This is a genomic window from Pseudomonas sp. BN102 (genome assembly GCF_029871245.1).
Taxonomy (GTDB): Bacteria; Pseudomonadota; Gammaproteobacteria; order Pseudomonadales; family Pseudomonadaceae; genus Metapseudomonas.
In genome coordinates, this window is record NZ_SSON01000062.1 from 14,412 (window position 1) to 32,275 (window position 17,864).

The following is a 17,864-nucleotide window of genomic DNA, read 5'->3' on the forward strand; positions in this document are numbered from 1 at the left end:
CTCAAGCCTCCGGGGCGGCGGGCGCCAGCAGAGCGGCCCGTTCGGCGAGCCAGGGTTCCAGGGTGCCGGTGTCGAACTGGCCATCGCGTACCGCCGGGTCGGCGAGCAGCAGGCGGTGCAGCGGCAGGGTGGTCGCCATGCCGGTGAGGCGGGTGGCGTCCAGCGCCGCTTCGGCACGGGCGAAGGCCTCGGCGCGGTCGCCGCCATGCACCACCAGCTTGGCCAGCAGCGAGTCGTAGTAGGCCGGCACGCGATAGCCCTCGAACAAGTGGCTCTCCACGCGGATGCCTTCGCCCTGCGGCCAGGCCAGCGCTTCGACCAGGCCGGGGCTGGGGAAGAAATTGCGCGCCGGGTCTTCGGCATTGATGCGCATCTCCAGCGCCGCGCCCTGGATGCGGATGTCCTCCTGGCGCAACGCCAGCGGCTCGCCGCCGGCGATGCGCAGCATCCACTGCACCAGGTCGATGCCGGTGATCATCTCGCTGATCGGGTGCTCGACCTGAATGCGGGTGTTCATCTCGATGAAGAAGAACTCGCCGCTGTGGGAGTCGAACAGGTATTCCAGGGTGCCGGCTCCGCAGTAACCGATGTCGCGGGCCAGGCGCACAGCGCTGTCGCACAGGGCCTGGCGCTGCTCCGCGCTGAGGGCCGGCGATGGCGCCTCCTCGAAGACCTTCTGCCGGCGGCGCTGCAGCGAGCACTCGCGCTCGAACAGATGCACCGCGTGCTGGCCGTCGCCGAGAATCTGCACCTCGATATGCCGCGCCTGGCGGATGAAGCGTTCCAGGTACACGGCGCCTGAACCGAAGGCGGCCTGGGCCTCGCGCTGGGCCAAGGGAAACTCGCGGGACAGTTCAGCGGCGTCGTGGGCAATGCGGATACCGCGCCCGCCGCCACCGGCGGAGGCCTTGATCAGCAGCGGGTAGCCCACCGTCTCGGCGCAGGCCAGGGCGGCGGCGAGGTCGTCCAGCTCGCCCGGGGAGCCCGGCACCACAGGCACGCCCGCAGCCTGGGCAGTACGCCGCGCTTCGGCCTTGTCGCCCATGCGGCGGATGGTGTGGGCATCCGGGCCGACGAAGATCAGCCCTGCCTCGACCACTGCCTGGGCGAACGCCGCGTTCTCGGAGAGGAAGCCATAGCCCGGGTGGATGGCGTTGGCGCCGCTGTCCCGCGCCGCCTGCAATAGGGCCTCTGCGTTCAGGTAGCTCTTGTCGGCGCGGGCCGGACCGATGATCCGCACCTCGTCGGCCAGGCGCGCCGGCAGCGATTCGGCATCCGCCTCGCTGCACGCCGCCACGGTGGGAATGCCCAGGGCCTGGGCCGCGCGGATGATGCGCACGGCGATCTCGCCGCGGTTGGCCACCAGCAGTTTGTGGATGAAGTTGCTCATCGCCCTTCCCTCACGCGTCGGTTTCGATGACGGCCAGCAATTGCCCCGGCTCGACCGGGTCGCCGTCCTCGGCGTGGAACGCCAGCACGCGGCCACCCTGGTCGGCAGTCAGTTCGGAGAACTGCTTCATCACCTCCACCAGCCCGATCACGGCATTGGCGGCCACGGTGTCACCCTCGTTGGCATAGTTGTCGGCCTCGGGGCTCGGCTTGCGATAGAAGGTGCCGGGGAGCGGTGAAAACACCTGAAATTCAGCCATGTCTTTTCCTCTTGTAGTACTTGTCTTGGCAGGCGTGGGAAAGGGGGATCAGCGCGGCGCCCGGACGGCAATGCCCGCCGCGTCGAGGCGGGCGCGGGTGCGCTGGACCAGGGCCAGGGCCCCGGGGGTGTCGCTGTGGATGCACACCGATTCGAAGGCGATCGGGATGTCCTGGCCATCCACCGTGCGCACCACGCCTTCCTGGCAGGCACGCAGGACCTTGTCGGCCACCTGCTCCGGGTCCAGCGCGGTGACCCGGCGGATGAACACGATGGAACCGGAGGCGTCGTAGTCGCGGTCGGCATAGAACTCGCGCACCACCGGCTGGCCCAGTTCGCGGGCGATGCGGCAGGTGGCCGAGCCGTCCATGCAGAACAGCAGCAGCTCCGGGTCGAGGCGGCGCAGGGTTTCGACGAACAGGCGCGCCGCGTCTTCGTCACGCGCCAGGTGCATGTAGAGCGCGCCGTGGGGCTTGATGTGCTGCAAGGGCATACCTTGCAAGCGGGCGAACTCGCGCAGTGCGCCGAGCTGGTAGAGCATGTCGTTGACCAGCTCCTGGGCCGGCGCGTTGATGTGCCGGCGGCCGAAGCCGACCAGGTCGCGGAAGCCCGGATGGGCGCCGATGGCCACGCCGTGGCGCTGGGCCAGTTCGACGGTGCGCAGCATGGTGTTGGGATCGCCGGCGTGGAAGCCGGTGGCGATGTTGGCGGTGCTGATCAGCGGCATGATCGCTTCGTCGACGCCATCGCCAATGGTCCATGGGCCAAATCCTTCGCCCATGTCGGAATTGAGGTCGACCTCGGTCATCGCGTGTTGCCTCTTGTTATCGGGTGTCGATGGGCCGACGTTAAAAGGCACCCCAGGTATTGGGAAGATTTATTATTCGATAGACTGAGTTCTGAAAAATCGATACCCCCCAGACAGGTCTCTACCATGGCATTCACCCTGCGCCAGGTCCGTTATTTCGTCGCCACCGCCGAGGTCGGGCAGATCTCCCAGGCGGCCATCCACCTGAGCATTTCCCAATCGGCGGTCACCAGCGCCATCCAGGAACTGGAGAGTCTGCTCGGCGTCAGCCTGTTCATCCGCTCGCCCCAGGGCATGACCCTGACCGACAGTGGCCGGCACTTCCTCAACCACGCCTACTCGATCCTGCGCAGTGTCGAGGACGCGCTGAAGAGCCCGCTGCCGGACACCAGCATCGAGGGCAGCCTGAGCGTGGCAGCCAGCTACACGGTGATGGGCTACTTCCTGCCCTACCACCTGCAACGCCTGGCGCAGTGGTATCCGGGCATCCAGCTGAACCTGTACGAGCAGGAGCGCGAAACCATCGAGCGCAGCCTGCTGGACGGCACGCTGGACATGGCCGTGGTGCTGACCGCCAACCTGCAGCATCCGGACATCGCCGCCGAGACCCTGTTCAGCTCGGAACGGCGACTCTGGCTGCCCAATCGCCACCCGCTCAGCGAGCGGCCCTCGGTCGGCCTGGAGGATGTCGCCCGCGAACCCTTTATCCTGCTGACGGTGGACGAGGCCGACCAGACCGCGCTGCGCTACTGGGAAGCCAGCCGCCTGCAGCCCAAGGTGATCCTGCGCACCAGTTCGGTGGAGGCCGTGCGCAGCATGGTGGCCAACGGCACGGGCGTGGCCATTCTCTCCGACCTGGTGTACCGGCCCTGGTCGCTTGAGGGCCGGCGCATCGAAACTCTGTCGCTGACCGACCCCGTCCCGCCGATGAGCGTGGGTCTGGCCTGGCGCCGCGACCTGGAATTCAGCGAACCGATGAAAGCCTTCCGCGAATATTTCCGGCACTCTTTCCTGGCCCCGCAACTGAGCAGTTCGCGGCGCTGAACCCGCCACGACGGGCGAGTTCAAATCATCAGTTCGACGCTAAAGGAGCACCATCCCGCGATGCGCACAGAAGGATTTTTCGAGTGGCTCGGCCGGATCATCGGCACCGCCATCCGCTTTATAGTCGACCTGCTGTCCGGTGTGCTGGGCGGCATCGGCCAGGCCATCGATGACTTCCTTAACGGCCTGGCACGGGCCATCGGCATGGACGTGTCCTTCTTCAGCCTGATCCTGCTGATCATCGCACTGCTGCTGCTCTACGCCGGCATCCGTGCCTTCATCCGCCGCGCCATCATCAGTGGCCTGATCCTGACGTTTCTCGGCCTGGTGGTGATGAGCTGGCTGATCGCCTGAACCGCGTCCCACGGAGGGGACCATGCATCCACTGCTCGCCCGGCTGCGGCCGGTCTGGCTTCGCCACACCCCCGCTTGCCTGCTCTGCCAGGCCCCCGGCAGCGACCTGCCCATCTGCGCTGGCTGCGAAACCGAGCTGCCGTGGCTCGGCGGTCGCTGCGTCATCTGCGCCATCCCCCTGCCCACCGTCGGCCTGCCCTGCGGCGACTGCCTGAAGCGGCCGCCGTCCTTCGATCGGGTCGAGGTGCCCTGGCGTTACGCCTTTCCCATGGACGGCCTGATCACTCGCTTCAAGCACCAGGCCCGCTGGCCCCTGGGCCGCCTGCTGGGAGAATTGCTTGCCCGCCACCTCGACCACGCCTTCAACGAAGGCATGCCGCGCCCCCATGCACTGCTGCCGGTGCCCCTGGCAGCGCCGAGGCTGCGTCAGCGCGGCTTCAACCAAGCGTTGATGCTGGCCCGCTGGCTGGGCGATGAGCTGCGGATCCCGCTGCAGGCGGACTGGCTGCGCCGGGTCGAGGACGGCCCCTCCCAGCAGGGCCTGGACGCCGGTGCACGGCGCCGCAACCTGCGCCACGCCTTCGCCCTGGATGAACGGGCCGAGTTGCGCGGCCTGCACCTGGCGCTGGTGGACGATGTACTGACGACCGGCACCACCGCGCACTTCCTCGCCCGCTTGCTGAAGCGCGCCGGCGCCGCGCGGGTCGACGTCTACTGCCTGGCGCGCACGCCCAAGCCCGGCGACTGCTGAAGGCTTGACGTGCCGAACCAGCGGGCGCAGCCTGCGCGCCAGACACCCAGACGGACCGCCAGCCCATGAGCCTGTCCAGCGCCCTCACCCAACAACTCACTCGCCGCCCGCAGCGCCTGGCGCTGCTGGAACAGATCGCCGTGCAAGGCTCCATCACCCGTGCGGCCAAGGCCGCTGGCCTCAGCTACAAGGCCGCCTGGGACGCCATCGACGAGCTGAACAACCTCGCCGAGCGGCCGCTGGTGGAGCGTTCGGTGGGTGGCAAGGGCGGTGGTGGCGCGCGGCTGACCGCCGAGGGCGAGCGCCTGCTGGCGCTCTACAAGCGCCTGGAAAGCCTGCAGGCGCGCCTGCTGCAAAGCGCCGAGAGCGAGCAGGACCTGGAGCTGCTCGGCCGCCTGATGCTACGCACCAGCGCCCGCAACCAATTGAGTGGCCGGGTGCTCGGCATCGAAGCCAAGGGCCGCAACGACCTGGTGAGCATCGAGCTGGCCGGCGGCGCACGCCTGCTGGCGCAGATCACCCACGACAGCACCGAGAAACTCGAACTGGCCCCGGGCCGCGGCGTGGTGGCCCTGATCAAGGCCGGCTGGCTACGCCTGCAGTCGCTCTCGGAACCGGCGGACGACACGCTCAACCAACTGCAAGGCCGAATCGAGGAAATCTTCGCTGCCGCCGACGGCCCCAGCGAAGTGCGCATCGCCCTGGCCAGCGGCCAGACGCTCTGCGCCCTGGTCGAGCCCGAACGCCAGGCGCAGCTCGGCCTGAAGGCCGGCGACCCGGTACGCGCACTGTTCGCCGCCGGCCAGGTCTTGCTGGGTACCGCGCTCTGAGCCCTGCCGAGCACGCGCTGCGCGGCCAATGGCGATAGACTGGGCGCCTTACTGCCGGAGCTGCCCATGTCTCACCCCTTCGATGACCTCACCCCCGACCTGGTACTGGATGCCGTGGAAGGTATCGGCTACCTCAGCGATGCGCGGATACTCGCCCTCAACAGCTACGAGAACCGCGTCTACCAGGTGGGCATCGAGGACGCCGAACCGCTGATCGCCAAGTTCTACCGGCCCCAGCGCTGGAGCGACGCGGCCATACGCGAAGAGCACGGCTTCAGCGCCGAACTGGCCGAATGCGAGGTGCCGGTGGTGGCGCCCCTGGTGCGAGACGGCGAAAGCCTGTTCGAGCACGCCGGCTTTCGCTTCGCCCTTTTCCCCCGCCGCGGCGGCCGCGCACCGGAGCCGGGCAACCTGGACCAGCTCTACCGCCTCGGCCAGTTGCTCGGGCGTCTGCATGCGGTAGGCGCCACACGCCCCTTCGAGCATCGCGAAACCCTGGCGGTGGACAACTTCGGCCACCAGTCCCTGGCGACCCTACTGGAGGGCGGCTTCATCCCTCGTAGCCTGCTGCCGGCCTACGAGTCGGTGGCCCGCGACCTGCTCAAGCGCCTGGACAAGTTGTTCGCCGACGTGCGTTACCAGCCGATCCGCCTGCACGGCGATTGCCACCCCGGCAATCTGCTGTGCCGCGACGAGGTCTTCCATATGGTGGACCTGGACGACTGCCGCATGGGCCCGGCGGTGCAGGACCTGTGGATGATGCTGGCCGGCGAGCGCCACGAGCGCCTCGGTCAGCTTGCCGAGCTGATGGATGGCTACCAGGAATTCCACGACTTCGACCCGCGCGAACTGCCGTTGATCGAAGGTCTGCGCAGCCTGCGCCTGATGCACCACAGCGCCTGGATCGCCCGCCGCTGGGACGATCCGGCCTTCCCCATGCACTTCTCCTGGTTCGGCAGCGAACGCTATTGGGGCGACCAGATCCTGACCCTGCGCGAACAGCTGTCGGCGTTGGACGAAGCGCCGTTGAAGCTGTTCTGAGCCAACGGCTTGTCCCCTACAGGTAGGTTGGGCTGAGCTAAGCGAAGCCCAACGCGCCGTGCCACGAATTGTTGGGCTTCGTCGAACTCAGCCCAACCTACTGGAGCTCCTCGCGAAGCCGGGCGTAAAGCCAGCCTTACGCGTTTCGCTTGCACAGTCTTGCGGAAAAAACCTGAGCACACAGACAAGCCCCGATCCCGCCATCTAGAATGTCGCACGACTCGTTAGCTGCCTAAGCAAGGACATTCCATGGCCACCGCCGACCCGCGCCGCGGGTACATCCTGGGGCTCACCGCCTACATCATCTGGGGACTCTTTCCGCTCTATTTCAAAGCCATCCAGAGCGTTCCGGCGCTGGAGATCATCGTCCATCGCGCCCTCTGGTCCGCCCTCTTCGGCGCGCTCCTGCTGCTGGTCTGGAAACACCCCGGCTGGCTGCGCGAATTGCGCGACAACCCCAAGCGCTTCGGTGTGCTCGCCGCCAGCGGCATGCTGATCGCCGGCAACTGGCTGGTCTACGTCTGGGCGGTGAACAACGGGCGCATGCTGGAGGCGAGCCTCGGCTACTACATCAACCCGCTGGTCAACGTGCTGCTGGGGATGCTGATCCTTGGCGAGCGCCTACGCCGCCTGCAGTGGATCGCCGTGCTGCTGGCGGCCGTCGGCGTGGCCCAGCAGATCTGGCAGGTGGGCGCGCTGCCCTGGGTGTCCCTGACTCTGGCACTGACCTTCGGTTTCTACGGGCTGATCCGCAAGCAGGCGCCGGTAGCGGCCCTACCCGGCCTGGTGGTGGAAACCTGGCTGCTGCTGCCCCTGGCCATCGGCTGGTTGCTGCTCAGCCCGAACGCCGCCTCCACCCAGGCCGCGTTCTGGAGCACGCCGGAAGCCCTCTGGCTGGTCGCCGCCGGCCCCATCACTCTGGTGCCGCTGGTGTGTTTCAACGCCGCCGCGCGCCACCTGCCCTATACCACCCTGGGCTTCCTCCAGTACCTGGCGCCGACCCTGGTGATGCTGCAGGCCATCTTCCTGTTCGGCGAGCACTTCGACCCGAGCAAGCTGGTCGCCTTCTCATTCATCTGGGCAGGCCTGGCCATCTACAGCGTCGACGCCTGGCTCACCCTGCGACGCAATTACTGAGCCCCCGTTGGTGGATCGAGGGAGCGCGATCCACCAACCGGGCCTGCCGCAGGGTGGACATTCCCGCGGCGGGTTTCCACCGATGGGGTCCGTCACTTCTCCTGATGCAGGTTCAGCTCCACCATCAGGTCATCGGCCAGGGTCTCCAGCTTGGCCTGCAGCACGTCCAGTGGCAGGGTCAGCGGCACCGCCAGCACCGCCTCGGCGTGGAACAGCGGCTCGCTGCTCATCGGAGCCGGCATCACCTCGGTGACCAGGCTTTCCAGGTTGACCCCCAGTTCCGTCAGCAGCCGGGTGATGTCGCGGACGATCCCCGGCCTGTCGTTACCCACCAGGTCCAGCAGGATCGGCTTCCAGGTACAGGCCGGCTCGATGCCGCTCTGTGCCAGCATCACGCGGATACCATGGGAGCTCAGGCCCTGCAGGCCCTCCACCAGCTCGTCGTAGCCCTCGGCCGGCACCGCTACGCGCAAGATTCCGGCGAACTGCCCGGCCATGCGTGACATGCGGCTTTCCAACCAGTTGCCGCCATGGGCGGCGATGCACTGGGCGATGCGCTCGACCAGCCCGGGCTGATCAGGCGCTATGACCGTTAATACCAGATGATCCACGCTCGACTCCTCATAGTGGCAACCGGCGCCTGGCCTCAGGCCAGGCTCAGCCAGTAGGTGAAGAAGACTTCGTCCCGCACATAGCCGAGCCGCTCATAGAGCGCCTGGCCGGCGACGTTGGTCTTCGCGGTTTCCAGCTGGATGCCGCAGGCGCCGGTATTTTCAGCGTGGGCGCGAGCGGCGTTCATCAGGTCTTCGCCCACCCCCTGACGCCGGGCTGCGGGCACTACATAAAGATCGCTCAACAACCAGGCCGGCGCCATCGCCAGCGATGAATGAAAGGGATACAGCTGCACGAAGCCCAGGGCGCTCCCCGCACCATCACGGGCGATCAACAGGGTCGAGTCGCCACACTGCATGCGCTCTTCGAGAAAGGCGCGAATCTCCGAAAGCGGTCTGGGCACCTCGTAGAAGTCCAGGTAGCCGGCAAACAGACTGGCGAGGTGATCGAGGTCACTGCGGGTGGCAGGGCGAACGGGCATGGTGTGGCTCCGGGCGAGGCTCGACGGAGTATAGGAAATGCCCTGCAAGCTGCGCGAAAAGGCCATCAAACGATGTGCGACGGCCTGTCGCAGTCCATCTGAAAAATAAATCGTGTACATTTTTCAGATTTAGCTGGAACAATGTGCCAGTTTTTTGAGAACATTCTGCCCGCCGTTGTGACCGTAAACCAGCTTTTAGTCGCATAACGACGCGACCCCGCTGATTTTCGCGACGGCTTCATGTAGTATGCCGCGCTTCGGACTACAAGAAGGGAAACCCCCGGTCCGAACGGATATTGAGCAGAGTGAGGCAAGCAATGACTGAGCGCGTTCAAGTCGGTGGCCTTCAGGTCGCCAGAGTCCTGTTCGACTTCGTGAACAACGAAGCCATCCCCGGAACCGGCATTGCCGCCGACACGTTCTGGGCCGGTGTGGAAGCCGTCATCAATGACCTGGCTCCGAAGAACAAAGCCCTCCTCGCCAAACGCGATGAATTGCAGGCCAAGATCGACGCCTGGCACCAGGCACGCGCCGGCCAGGCCCATGACGCCGTGGCCTACAAGGCGTTCCTCCAGGAGATCGGCTACCTGCTGCCGGAACCGGCCGATTTCCAGGCCACCACCCAGAATGTCGACGAAGAAATCGCCCGCATGGCCGGCCCGCAGCTGGTGGTGCCGGTGATGAACGCGCGCTTCGCCCTGAACGCCGCCAACGCCCGCTGGGGTTCGCTCTACGACGCCCTCTACGGCACCGATGCTATCAGCGAAGAAGGTGGCGCCGAGAAGGGCAAGGGCTACAACAAGGTTCGCGGTGACAAGGTGATCGCCTTCGCCCGTGCCTTCCTCGACGAAGCCGCGCCGCTGGAAAGTGCTTCCCACGTCGACGCCAGCGCCTACGCGGTGAAGAACGGCCAGCTCGCCGTGACCCTGAAGAACGGCAGCGAGGTCGGCCTGAAACAAGCCGCCCAGTTCGTCGCCTTCCAGGGCGAGGCCGCCAAGCCTGCCGCCGTGCTGCTGAAGAACAACGGCCTGCACTTCGAAATCCAGATCGACCCGACCAGCTCCATCGGCCAGACCGACGCCGCCGGCGTGAAAGACGTGCTGATGGAGTCCGCGCTGACCACCATCATGGACTGCGAAGACTCTGTCGCCGCGGTCGATGCCGACGACAAGGTCGTGGTCTACCGCAACTGGCTGGGCCTGATGAAAGGCGACCTCGCTGAAGCCGTCAGCAAGGGCGGCCAGACCTTCACCCGTACCATGAACCCCGACCGCGTCTACACCAAGGCCGACAGTTCCGAGCTGACCCTGCACGGCCGCTCCCTGCTGTTCGTGCGCAACGTCGGCCACCTGATGACCAACCCGGCCATCCTCGATGCCGCTGGCAACGAAGTACCGGAAGGCATCCAGGACGGCCTGTTCACCGGCCTGATCGCGCTGCACAACCTCAAGGGCAACACCAGCCGCAAGAACACCCGCACCGGTTCGATGTACATCGTCAAGCCGAAGATGCATGGCCCGGAAGAAGTGGCCTTCGCCACCGAAATCTTCGGCCGCGTGGAAGATGTGCTGGGCCTGCCGCGCAACACCCTGAAGGTCGGCATCATGGACGAGGAGCGCCGCACCACCATCAACCTCAAGGCCTGCATCAAGGCCGCCGCCGAACGCGTGGTGTTCATCAACACCGGCTTCCTCGACCGCACCGGTGACGAGATCCACACCTCCATGGAAGCCGGCGCCATGGTGCGCAAGGGCGCCATGAAGACCGAGAAGTGGATCGGTTCCTACGAGAACAACAACGTCGACGTCGGCCTGGCCACCGGCCTGCAAGGCAAGGCGCAGATCGGCAAGGGCATGTGGGCCATGCCGGACCTGATGGCCGCGATGCTCGAGCAGAAGGTCGGCCACCCGCTGGCCGGCGCCAACACCGCCTGGGTACCGTCGCCGACCGCCGCCACCCTGCACGCGCTGCACTACCACAAGGTCGACGTGTTCGCTCGTCAGGCCGAACTGGCCAAGCGCGCCCCGGCTTCGGTGGACGACATCCTGACCATCCCGCTGGCGCCGAACACCAACTGGAGCGCGGAAGAGATCCAGAACGAACTGGACAACAACGCCCAGGGCATCCTCGGCTACGTGGTGCGCTGGATCGACCAGGGCGTCGGCTGCTCCAAGGTGCCGGACATCAACGATGTCGGCCTGATGGAAGACCGCGCCACCCTGCGTATCTCCAGCCAGCTGCTGGCCAACTGGCTGCGCCATGGCGTCGTCAGCCAGGCGCAGATCGTCGAGAGCCTGGAGCGCATGGCCGCCGTGGTCGACCGCCAGAACGCCAGCGACGCGCTGTACCGCCCGATGGCGCCGAACTTCGCCGACAACGTGGCCTTCCAGGCCGCGCTGGAACTGGTGGTGGAAGGCACCAAGCAGCCCAATGGCTACACCGAGCCGGTCCTGCACCGTCGCCGCCGCGAGTTCAAGGCGAAGAACGGCCTCTAAGGCCAGCTCATGAAAAAGCCGCCCTTCGGGGCGGTTTTTCTTTGCAGGGCCGCCAGCCTGATTTGCAGGTTGGGTATCGCTGCTCCTACCGCCTTGGCGTACCTCGACGCGGCGCGAGGCAAGTGCCTCGATCAAGCCCTCCGTCTCTCCGCCATCAGAAACACCGCCAGTACACAGCACAATAGGCCAAGGGACGATGGCAGCCCCTGATGTCCGAACACTTGCATCGCGAAGCCCGTCGCGGGCGAGCCGAGGATGCCGCCGATGCCCCATACGAGCGCGAAGGCCGCGTTACCGGCGATCAGGGCTTGACCGGTGAAGCGCTCGCCGAGCTGGATCAGCGACAGGGTGTAGATCCCGAACGAGGCCCCGCCCCAGGCGAAAACCAGCGGCCAGATGAGCCATGTGCCGAAGCTCCATGGCATCAGCAGGCAGCCGGCCAGCGAAGCCAGGACACAGCACAACAGGGTCCGCGCCGAGCCGAACCGTTCGGCCACGCGCCCGAGCAGGATCTGCAGCACGGCATTGCCCGCGATGAAACAGGTGATGATCGAAGCGATGCGTTCCTCGGCGCTGCCGAGCGCCGCGCCATAGACCGCGAACAACGAAAGCAGGATCTGCTCGAAGGCGGCTGCGGCGAAAACCGCGAACAACAGCAGCGGCGCCAGTGCGAAGAAGCCGCCCACCGACGTCGCCTCGCCTTCATGGGGCATCTTTGGCAGGCGCGGCGCGACCGCAAGCACGATCAGGCCGCAGAGAAGGAAGGCTAGGATGCCGATCATGAAGGGCGGCCAGCCCTGGGTGCCGACCAGGCCGAGCGACAGCGGGCCGAGGGCGAAGCCACCCGAAACGATCGAGGAATAGAGGCCCATGATGCGGCCCCGGCGCGGCGCGGGCGTGATCGAGAGCAGCCACGTCTCGCTGATCACGTAAAGCGGATTGGCGAAGAAGCCGAGCAAGAAGCGCAGCGGCATCCAGGCCCGGACGTCCTGTGTCCAGGCAATCGCGACCAGGGTGAGCGCGGCCAGGATCGAACACAGGATCGCCAGCCGCGCCCCGCCCACGCGCCGCACCAGCGCCGGAATGAAGGGCGCGGAGACGATGAAACCCAGCGGCGTCATCGCCGCCGACAAGCCGATCAGGCCGGGCGTCGTTCCCTGCCGCTCGAGGATGAAGCTCAGCAGCGGATAGGTCAGCCCCTGAGCCACGGCGAATACCGTGACGGTCGCGATGATGCCCGCCATCGCGGCCCAGGGGAGCCGGCGCTCTCGCAGGGATGTCGTGTAGTGCCGACGCGACACTTCCGACGGTCCCAAGGGGGGAGTATCGTTCATGACAACCTCCATGGGGTTTGCGGGCCCCGAGGTTCTCGACCCGAGAGGGGATGATTCTGCGGGATACGAACAGCGTCGTACTTAAGCTCTCCCAAAAAGTTCTCAAAAACTCCAAACGGGGGCCGTATGCAGGGGCCACGCTTTGCCTTTGGTCCGTTCGTGCTTGATCCGGCTGCGGGAACGCTCCTTCGGAACGATGTCCCCGTTGCCGTTGGCTACCGCGCGCTGAAGCTGCTTGCGGCGCTCGTCGGACGGCCCGGCGAAATCCTGGGCAAGGCCGAGTTGATGGACGCGGCGTGGCCGGGCACGGCGGTCGAGGAAGGCAACCTCACCGTCCAGATCGCGTTGCTGCGCAAGCTGCTGGGGCCGGCCGCCGACGGTGGTCAATGGATCGCCACGGTTCCGCGCGTCGGCTACCGCTTCACTGGGGCCATCGAACAGCTCGGTAACGCGAAACGAAACCCTTTGCCGCTGCCCAGCAAGCCATCGATAGCCGTGCTGCCTTTCGTCAATGTCAGCAACGATCCCGAGCAGGAATCCTTCGCGGATGGGCTGACCGAAGACCTGATAACCGACCTGTCCAGGATCCCCGGCCTGTTCGTCATCGCACGCACCTCGGCCTTTGCCTACAAGGGAAAGGCGATGGAATTGCGCGGGATCGCACAGGACCTTGGCGTGCGTTACTTGCTGGAGGGTAGTGCAAGACGCGCCGCCGGGCGCATGCGCATCAACGCACAGCTGGTCGATGCAGTGAGTTGCGATCATCTATGGGCAGAACGCTTCGATCGCAGCCTGGAAGACATCTTTGCCGTTCAGGACGAGGTCACCGGCAAGATCGTGGAGGCGCTGCTCGGCCGATTGCGCACACCGGCGCCACGCAATCGGCCCAGGAATCTCGAGGCTTACGATCTCTGCGTGCGGGCCCGCAAGCTGATGGATGATTCGCCGCAGACGGCGCAGGAAGCGCATCTGATGCTCACACGCGCGCTTTCGCTCGATCCGGAGTACGCCGAGGCCTATCGCTGGCTCGCCATGAACCACTGGATGGGATGGGTGCATTGCGGCGGACCAACGGAACCTACCCGCAGCGTTGCTTTGGAACTGGCGCGCAAAGCCGTAGCGATCGATCCCAACGATGCTGGCAGCCGCTGGATCCTGGCGTATCTCCTTGCCTATGAACGCCGCTTCGCCGAGGCGGATGCGGAATTCGCCAAGGCGATCGAGCTCGACCCCAACGAAGCCGACACCTGGGCGGCATTATCCGACATCGCGGTCCTGGCCGGGCGTGTCGAGGAGGGCCTTGAGCACATTCGCAAGGCGTTCCGGCTGAACCCGTTCCCGGCAAGTTGGTACTACCTGACGCTCGGCCAGGCGCAGTATGCGGCCGGCGAATACGAAGCCGCTGTCGAGACACTGCGCAGGGACGAAACCTATCGTACAAGCTCGCGCCGTTTCCTGGCGGCAAGCCTTGCCCAACTGGGCCGGCTCGACGAGGCGCGCGCAGAGGTCGAACTGTTCCTCGTCGGCAACCCGCATTTCACGACCCGCCACTGGGCCGCGACGGAGCCATTCCGCGACGCTGCGACGCTTGAGCATTTCGTTGATGGCTACCGCAAGGCCGGTCTTCCGGAGTGACGCGCCGGCGTGCATCGAGCCGCGTGCAGCGATCGGCGAGCAGTGCCCGCTCGAAACTCCCATGCCAGTCCTGCAGCGCATTTCGGCAGCGCAGGTGAACCTGGAGAAGTTCGTCGTCGATGCTCAGGGTGGTAGCGAAGATCGGGCAGGATTCGGCGAAGGGCGAAGCTTCCAGCCAGCCGCGCAAGGTCGTGATGAAACAGCGCAGGCATAAAAAACCGCCTGTCCCTGGCGGTTTTTTCAGGCGCTTTTCAGCGCGATAACTTTCGCTTTGGCTTTCGGCTTCTCCGGCCTGGGGCGCACCCGAGGTGGCGGAGGTGGCGCCTTGGGCTGGGGCGGTGCGCCCAACTCATTGCCTACGAGGTTGGTCAGGCGGCTCATGTCCACGGGTTTGAGGAGGAAGTCCACCACCTTCATGTGCATCGCCTCGATGGCGTCCTGCACGTCGGCGTTTCCGGAAACGATGATGACCGGCAGGCTCGGCCGCGCCGACTGGCGAATCTGGCGCACCAGTTCCAGGCCGCTGCCGCTTTGCATGTGCAGTTCGGTGATCATCAGGCCGATGGACGGCCGTGCAGCCAGCAGCGCCAGGGCCTGCTCGCCGTTGTCGGCAGTGATGCAGGGAATGCCCTGGGCAACCAGTTCGTCGGCCAGGGCATCGCGCCCGACCTCGTCGTCGTCCACCAGCAGTACACTGGGCGGCGCGCTGGGTACGCGCATGATTTCCTCAAGCGCTTGCAGCTCAGCCTCACTCAGCAGGTCACCGTAACTCATGGGGTCGTCCTCGTTTGGACCTTCCCTAGCAGGCCCATTACCCGCACTTTTAAGCTTTAGCACGGGGCTCGGTGGTCGGATGCGCAAAATGCACACAAGTTCCCGTGCAGAACGCATTAGCCGCCGAACGGTAGCCTTTTGCCCTTATCCGGAGGCGTTCGTGGTTAGACTTACGTCCAATTTGTGTCGCGCCCGGTCGCGAGCAGCATTGCTCCACTAACAAGAACAAGGCAGGCAGGTCCATGAACAAGGCAGACGCCTTTGCCCAGGCCGGCAAGCAGGCGGTGATGCAGAACATCCACGGCACCATGGAGTTCCTGCAGAAGTACCCGCCCTTCAACCAGATGGAAAGCGCCCACCTGGCCTTCCTCGTCGAGCACTGCCTGCTGCGCTTCTATGCCGCCGGCGACTCCATCATCAAGCCCCTGGACGGGCCGGTGGAGCACTTCTACATCGTCAAGCAGGGCCGCGTGGTCGGCGAACGGCCGCACTCGGCCCGGCGCGGTACCGAAACCACCTTCGAGATAGCCAGCGGCGAGTGCTTTCCCCTGGCAGCCCTGCTCGGCGAGCGCGCCACCCGCACCGAGCACCTGGCCGGCGAGGACACCTTCTGCCTGCTGCTGGGCAAAGCCGCCTTCGTCAAGCTGTTTGCCCTTTCCAACCCCTTCCGCGACTTCGCCCTGCGGGGGGTCAGCAGCCTGCTCGACCAGGTCAACCAGCAGGTACAGCTGCGCGCGGTGGAAACCCTCGGCGCCCAGTACTCCCTGGATACCCGCCTGAGCGAGCTGGCGGTGCGCCAGCCTATCGCCTGCCTGCCGGAACTGCCCCTGCGCGACGCCGTACGGCTGATGCACGAGCAGCAGGTGGGCAGCATCGTGATAGTCGACTCCGGCCAGCGACCGCTGGGAATCTTCACCCTGCGTGACCTGCGCCGGGTGATCGCCGACTCCAGCGCGGACCTGGCCAGGCCCATCGCCGACGTCATGACCCAGGCGCCGTTCCACCTGCCGCCCGAGGCCAGCGCCTTCGACGCCGCCCTGGCCATGACCGAGCGGCACATCGCCCACGTCTGCGTGGTCAGCGGCGAGCGCCTTTCCGGAGTGGTTTCCGAGCGCGACCTGTTCTCCCTGCAGCGGGTCGACCTGGTGCACCTGGCGCGCACCATCCGCCATGCCGGCCGAATCGAGACCCTGGCCGCCCTGCGCGGCGAGATCCAGCGCCTGGTGGACAACATGCTCGCCCACGGTGCCAGCTCGACCCAGATCACCCGCATCATCACGCTGCTCAACGACCACACGGTTTGCCGGGTGATCGAACTGACCATCGAGGAAATGGGCGACCCGGGCATTCCCTTCACCTGGCTCTGCTTCGGCAGCGAAGGGCGCTGCGAGCAGACCCTGCACACCGACCAGGACAACGGCATCCTCTTCGAGGCGGCCGACGCCGCCGAGGCTGCGCTCACCCGTGGGCGCCTGCTGCCGCTGGCCGAGCGCATCAACCAGGCGCTGGCGCAGTGCGGCTTCGAGCTGTGCAAGGGCGGCATCATGGCTGGCAACCCGCAGCTCTGCCTGTCGCGCAGCGAGTGGAGCCGCCGTTTCGCCGGCTTTGTCCGCGAGGCCACCCCGGAGAGTTTGCTGGGTTCAAGCATCTACTTCGACCTGCGCGCCGTATGGGGCCCCATCGAAGGCTGCGAGGCGCTGCAGCGGGAGTTGCTGGTCCTGGTGGCGGACAACAGCCTGTTCCAGCGCATGCTGGCCGACAACGCCCTGCGCCAGCGCCCGCCGGTGGGCCGCTTCCGCGACTTCGTGGTGGCCCGCAAGGGTGCCGAGAAGGACACCCTCGACCTGAAAATCCAGGGACTGACCCCCTTCGTCGACGGTGCCCGGCTTCTCGCGCTGGCCCACGGCATCAGTGCCTGCAATACCCTGGAGCGGCTGCGCCAGTTGGTGGCGCAGGAAGTGGTCGACGCCCAGGACGGCGCCGCCTTTGAAGAGGCCTACCATTTCATCCAGCTGACCCGCATGCAGCAGCATCAGCACCAGGCGCGCCAGGGCCTGCCCTACTCCAACCGGCTCGACCCGGATACCCTCAACCATCTGGACCGGCGCATCCTGCGCGAGTCCTTCCGCCAGGCCCAGCGCCTGCAATCCAGCCTGGCGCTACGCTATCAACTATGAATTCTTTCCCCTGGTTCACCCGCCGCACGCCCATAGATCCGGCTCTCGCCGCCCGCCGCGACCGCCTGCCCGATCCCCAGCCCCTAGACGAGCGCCCCCTGCGTGAGCAGCGCTTCGTGGTCCTCGACCTGGAAACCAGCGGCCTGAACATGAGCCGCGACCTGGTGCTGTCCATCGGCGCGGTCAGCATCTTCGATGCCGCCATCGACCTCGGCAGCCAGTTCGAATGCACCCTGCAGCGCGACACCGGCAAGCTCAGCGCCAGCGTGCTGATCCACGGCATCGCCCCGAGCGAACTGGCCGCTGGTGTGGAGCCGGCGGAAGCCCTGCTGGGCTTCATGGAGTTCCTCGGCGATAGCCCGCTGCTGGCCTTCCACGCCACCTTCGACCAGCGCATGCTCGGCCGCGCCCTCAAGCACGACCTTGACCACCGCCTGCGCCACTCCTTCCTCGACGTCGCCGAGTTGGCGCCCATGCTCTGCCCCGAGGCCGGCATCCGCAACGGCGGCCTGGACGAGTGGGTCGAGCATTTCGGCCTGCAGGTGCAGCAGCGCCACAACGCCAGCGCCGACGCCCTGGTCACCGCCGAGATCGCCCTGATCCTGTTCAGTCGCGCCCGCCGCCAGGGACTGGAAAGCCCTGCCGCACTGGCATCCGCCCTGGCCCGCTGGCAACGCCGCCAGCACGCCCCCGCCCTCTGAACCTGACTCGCCAGGTACGCGTTCAGGCTCACGGCTGCATCC

At 66.3% G+C, this 17,864-nt stretch carries 17 protein-coding genes and 1 pseudogene; 11 read left to right on the top strand and 7 right to left on the bottom strand.

The annotated features are described in order from the left end of the window. Window position 1: 1 nt before the first annotated feature. Genes E8F12_RS12180 through E8F12_RS12190 form a run of 3 tightly spaced genes read right to left on the bottom strand, consistent with a single transcriptional unit; the run spans window position 2 to window position 2,456 of the window. On the bottom strand, window positions 2-1,390 hold the full coding sequence (locus E8F12_RS12180; RefSeq protein ID WP_280325495.1) for an acetyl-CoA carboxylase biotin carboxylase subunit: 1,389 nt from the start codon (window positions 1,388-1,390) through the stop codon (window positions 2-4). A gap of 10 nt (window positions 1,391-1,400) precedes the next feature. Further along, a complete protein-coding gene (locus tag E8F12_RS12185; protein WP_280325496.1) occupies window positions 1,401-1,649 on the bottom strand; it encodes an acetyl-CoA carboxylase in 249 nt (82 codons plus the stop codon). 48 nt (window positions 1,650-1,697) lie between these two features. Then, a complete protein-coding gene (locus E8F12_RS12190; RefSeq protein WP_280325497.1) occupies window positions 1,698-2,456 on the bottom strand; it encodes a 5-oxoprolinase subunit PxpA in 759 nt (252 codons plus the stop codon). Between the two features lie 126 nt (window positions 2,457-2,582). Here E8F12_RS12190 and E8F12_RS12195 point away from each other — a divergent pair, with 126 nt between their 5' ends. From E8F12_RS12195 to rarD, 6 genes are all read left to right on the top strand, one after another. Beyond that, on the top strand, window positions 2,583-3,500 hold the full coding sequence (locus tag E8F12_RS12195) for a LysR family transcriptional regulator (RefSeq protein ID WP_280325498.1): 918 nt from the start codon (window positions 2,583-2,585) through the stop codon (window positions 3,498-3,500). Between the two features lie 60 nt (window positions 3,501-3,560). Further along, window positions 3,561-3,854 (top strand): hypothetical protein, encoded by a 294-nt coding sequence (locus E8F12_RS12200; RefSeq protein WP_280325499.1) that lies wholly within the window; start codon window positions 3,561-3,563, stop codon window positions 3,852-3,854. Window positions 3,855-3,876: 22 nt separating this feature from the next. Continuing rightward, window positions 3,877-4,605 carry a ComF family protein gene (locus E8F12_RS12205; protein WP_280325500.1) on the top strand — a complete coding sequence of 243 codons (729 nt, stop codon included), beginning with the start codon at window positions 3,877-3,879 and terminating at the stop codon, window positions 4,603-4,605. 65 nt (window positions 4,606-4,670) lie between these two features. Beyond that, on the top strand, window positions 4,671-5,435 hold the full coding sequence (locus E8F12_RS12210; RefSeq protein ID WP_280325501.1) for a TOBE domain-containing protein: 765 nt from the start codon (window positions 4,671-4,673) through the stop codon (window positions 5,433-5,435). Between the two features lie 66 nt (window positions 5,436-5,501). Beyond that, window positions 5,502-6,476 carry a serine/threonine protein kinase gene (locus tag E8F12_RS12215; protein WP_280325502.1) on the top strand — a complete coding sequence of 325 codons (975 nt, stop codon included), beginning with the start codon at window positions 5,502-5,504 and terminating at the stop codon, window positions 6,474-6,476. 249 nt (window positions 6,477-6,725) lie between these two features. Then, a complete protein-coding gene (gene rarD, locus E8F12_RS12220; protein ID WP_280325504.1) occupies window positions 6,726-7,613 on the top strand; it encodes an EamA family transporter RarD in 888 nt (295 codons plus the stop codon). Window positions 7,614-7,705: 92 nt separating this feature from the next. On the opposite strand, the gene E8F12_RS12225 is transcribed toward rarD, so the two are convergent. Both E8F12_RS12225 and E8F12_RS12230 read right to left on the bottom strand, forming a co-directional pair. Continuing rightward, complete coding sequence (locus E8F12_RS12225) at window positions 7,706-8,224, bottom strand: glycine cleavage system protein R (protein ID WP_280325505.1); 519 nt, start codon at window positions 8,222-8,224, stop codon at window positions 7,706-7,708. A gap of 35 nt (window positions 8,225-8,259) precedes the next feature. Beyond that, entirely contained in the window at window positions 8,260-8,706 is a 447-nt protein-coding gene (locus E8F12_RS12230; protein WP_280325506.1) for a GNAT family N-acetyltransferase, read from the bottom strand. Window positions 8,707-9,023: 317 nt separating this feature from the next. On the opposite strand from E8F12_RS12230, the gene E8F12_RS12235 reads away from it, so the two are divergent. Next, entirely contained in the window at window positions 9,024-11,201 is a 2,178-nt protein-coding gene (locus E8F12_RS12235; RefSeq protein WP_280325507.1) for a malate synthase G, read from the top strand. Between the two features lie 131 nt (window positions 11,202-11,332). Here E8F12_RS12235 and E8F12_RS12240 read toward each other — a convergent pair whose 3' ends face one another. Beyond that, window positions 11,333-12,535: an MFS transporter gene (locus E8F12_RS12240; protein ID WP_280325508.1), complete on the bottom strand. Its 1,203-nt coding sequence runs from the start codon at window positions 12,533-12,535 to the stop codon at window positions 11,333-11,335. A 126-nt stretch (window positions 12,536-12,661) separates the two neighbouring features. Between E8F12_RS12240 and E8F12_RS12245 the strand changes: the two genes are divergently transcribed. Together E8F12_RS12245 and E8F12_RS12250 are read left to right on the top strand one after the other, a co-directional pair. Further along, entirely contained in the window at window positions 12,662-14,170 is a 1,509-nt protein-coding gene (locus E8F12_RS12245; RefSeq protein ID WP_280325509.1) for a winged helix-turn-helix domain-containing tetratricopeptide repeat protein, read from the top strand. A 61-nt stretch (window positions 14,171-14,231) separates the two neighbouring features. Next, window positions 14,232-14,384, top strand: coding sequence for a hypothetical protein (locus E8F12_RS12250; RefSeq protein ID WP_280325510.1), 153 nt, complete (start codon window positions 14,232-14,234; stop codon window positions 14,382-14,384). A 119-nt stretch (window positions 14,385-14,503) separates the two neighbouring features. Here the strand turns inward: E8F12_RS12250 and E8F12_RS12255 are convergent. Then, a pseudogene (locus E8F12_RS12255) lies at window positions 14,504-14,944 on the bottom strand (response regulator); the annotation flags it as partial. Window positions 14,945-15,186: 242 nt separating this feature from the next. Here E8F12_RS12255 and E8F12_RS12260 point away from each other — a divergent pair. Next, complete coding sequence (locus tag E8F12_RS12260) at window positions 15,187-17,121, top strand: putative nucleotidyltransferase substrate binding domain-containing protein (RefSeq protein ID WP_280325511.1); 1,935 nt, start codon at window positions 15,187-15,189, stop codon at window positions 17,119-17,121. Further along, entirely contained in the window at window positions 17,118-17,822 is a 705-nt protein-coding gene (locus E8F12_RS12265) for a 3'-5' exonuclease (protein WP_280325512.1), read from the top strand. Before E8F12_RS12260 ends, E8F12_RS12265 begins: the two co-directional genes overlap by 4 nt. Window positions 17,823-17,864: the final 42 nt, after the last annotated feature.

Excerpts from the sequence above, each read along its gene's own strand:
- E8F12_RS12180 (WP_280325495.1), bottom strand. The coding sequence starts at position 1,390 with ATGAGCAACTTCATCCACAAACTGCTGGTGGCCAACCGCGGCGAGATC.
- E8F12_RS12185 (WP_280325496.1), bottom strand. The coding sequence starts at position 1,649 with ATGGCTGAATTTCAGGTGTTTTCACCGCTCCCCGGCACCTTCTATCGC.
- E8F12_RS12190 (WP_280325497.1), bottom strand. The coding sequence starts at position 2,456 with ATGACCGAGGTCGACCTCAATTCCGACATGGGCGAAGGATTTGGCCCA.
- E8F12_RS12195 (WP_280325498.1), top strand. The coding sequence starts at position 2,583 with ATGGCATTCACCCTGCGCCAGGTCCGTTATTTCGTCGCCACCGCCGAG.
- E8F12_RS12200 (WP_280325499.1), top strand. The coding sequence starts at position 3,561 with ATGCGCACAGAAGGATTTTTCGAGTGGCTCGGCCGGATCATCGGCACC.
- E8F12_RS12205 (WP_280325500.1), top strand. The coding sequence starts at position 3,877 with ATGCATCCACTGCTCGCCCGGCTGCGGCCGGTCTGGCTTCGCCACACC.
- E8F12_RS12210 (WP_280325501.1), top strand. The coding sequence starts at position 4,671 with ATGAGCCTGTCCAGCGCCCTCACCCAACAACTCACTCGCCGCCCGCAG.
- E8F12_RS12215 (WP_280325502.1), top strand. The coding sequence starts at position 5,502 with ATGTCTCACCCCTTCGATGACCTCACCCCCGACCTGGTACTGGATGCC.
- rarD (WP_280325504.1), top strand. The coding sequence starts at position 6,726 with ATGGCCACCGCCGACCCGCGCCGCGGGTACATCCTGGGGCTCACCGCC.
- E8F12_RS12230 (WP_280325506.1), bottom strand. The coding sequence starts at position 8,706 with ATGCCCGTTCGCCCTGCCACCCGCAGTGACCTCGATCACCTCGCCAGT.
- E8F12_RS12235 (WP_280325507.1), top strand. The coding sequence starts at position 9,024 with ATGACTGAGCGCGTTCAAGTCGGTGGCCTTCAGGTCGCCAGAGTCCTG.
- E8F12_RS12240 (WP_280325508.1), bottom strand. The coding sequence starts at position 12,535 with ATGAACGATACTCCCCCCTTGGGACCGTCGGAAGTGTCGCGTCGGCAC.
- E8F12_RS12245 (WP_280325509.1), top strand. The coding sequence starts at position 12,662 with ATGCAGGGGCCACGCTTTGCCTTTGGTCCGTTCGTGCTTGATCCGGCT.
- E8F12_RS12250 (WP_280325510.1), top strand. The coding sequence starts at position 14,232 with ATGCCAGTCCTGCAGCGCATTTCGGCAGCGCAGGTGAACCTGGAGAAG.
- E8F12_RS12260 (WP_280325511.1), top strand. The coding sequence starts at position 15,187 with ATGAACAAGGCAGACGCCTTTGCCCAGGCCGGCAAGCAGGCGGTGATG.
- E8F12_RS12265 (WP_280325512.1), top strand. The coding sequence starts at position 17,118 with ATGAATTCTTTCCCCTGGTTCACCCGCCGCACGCCCATAGATCCGGCT.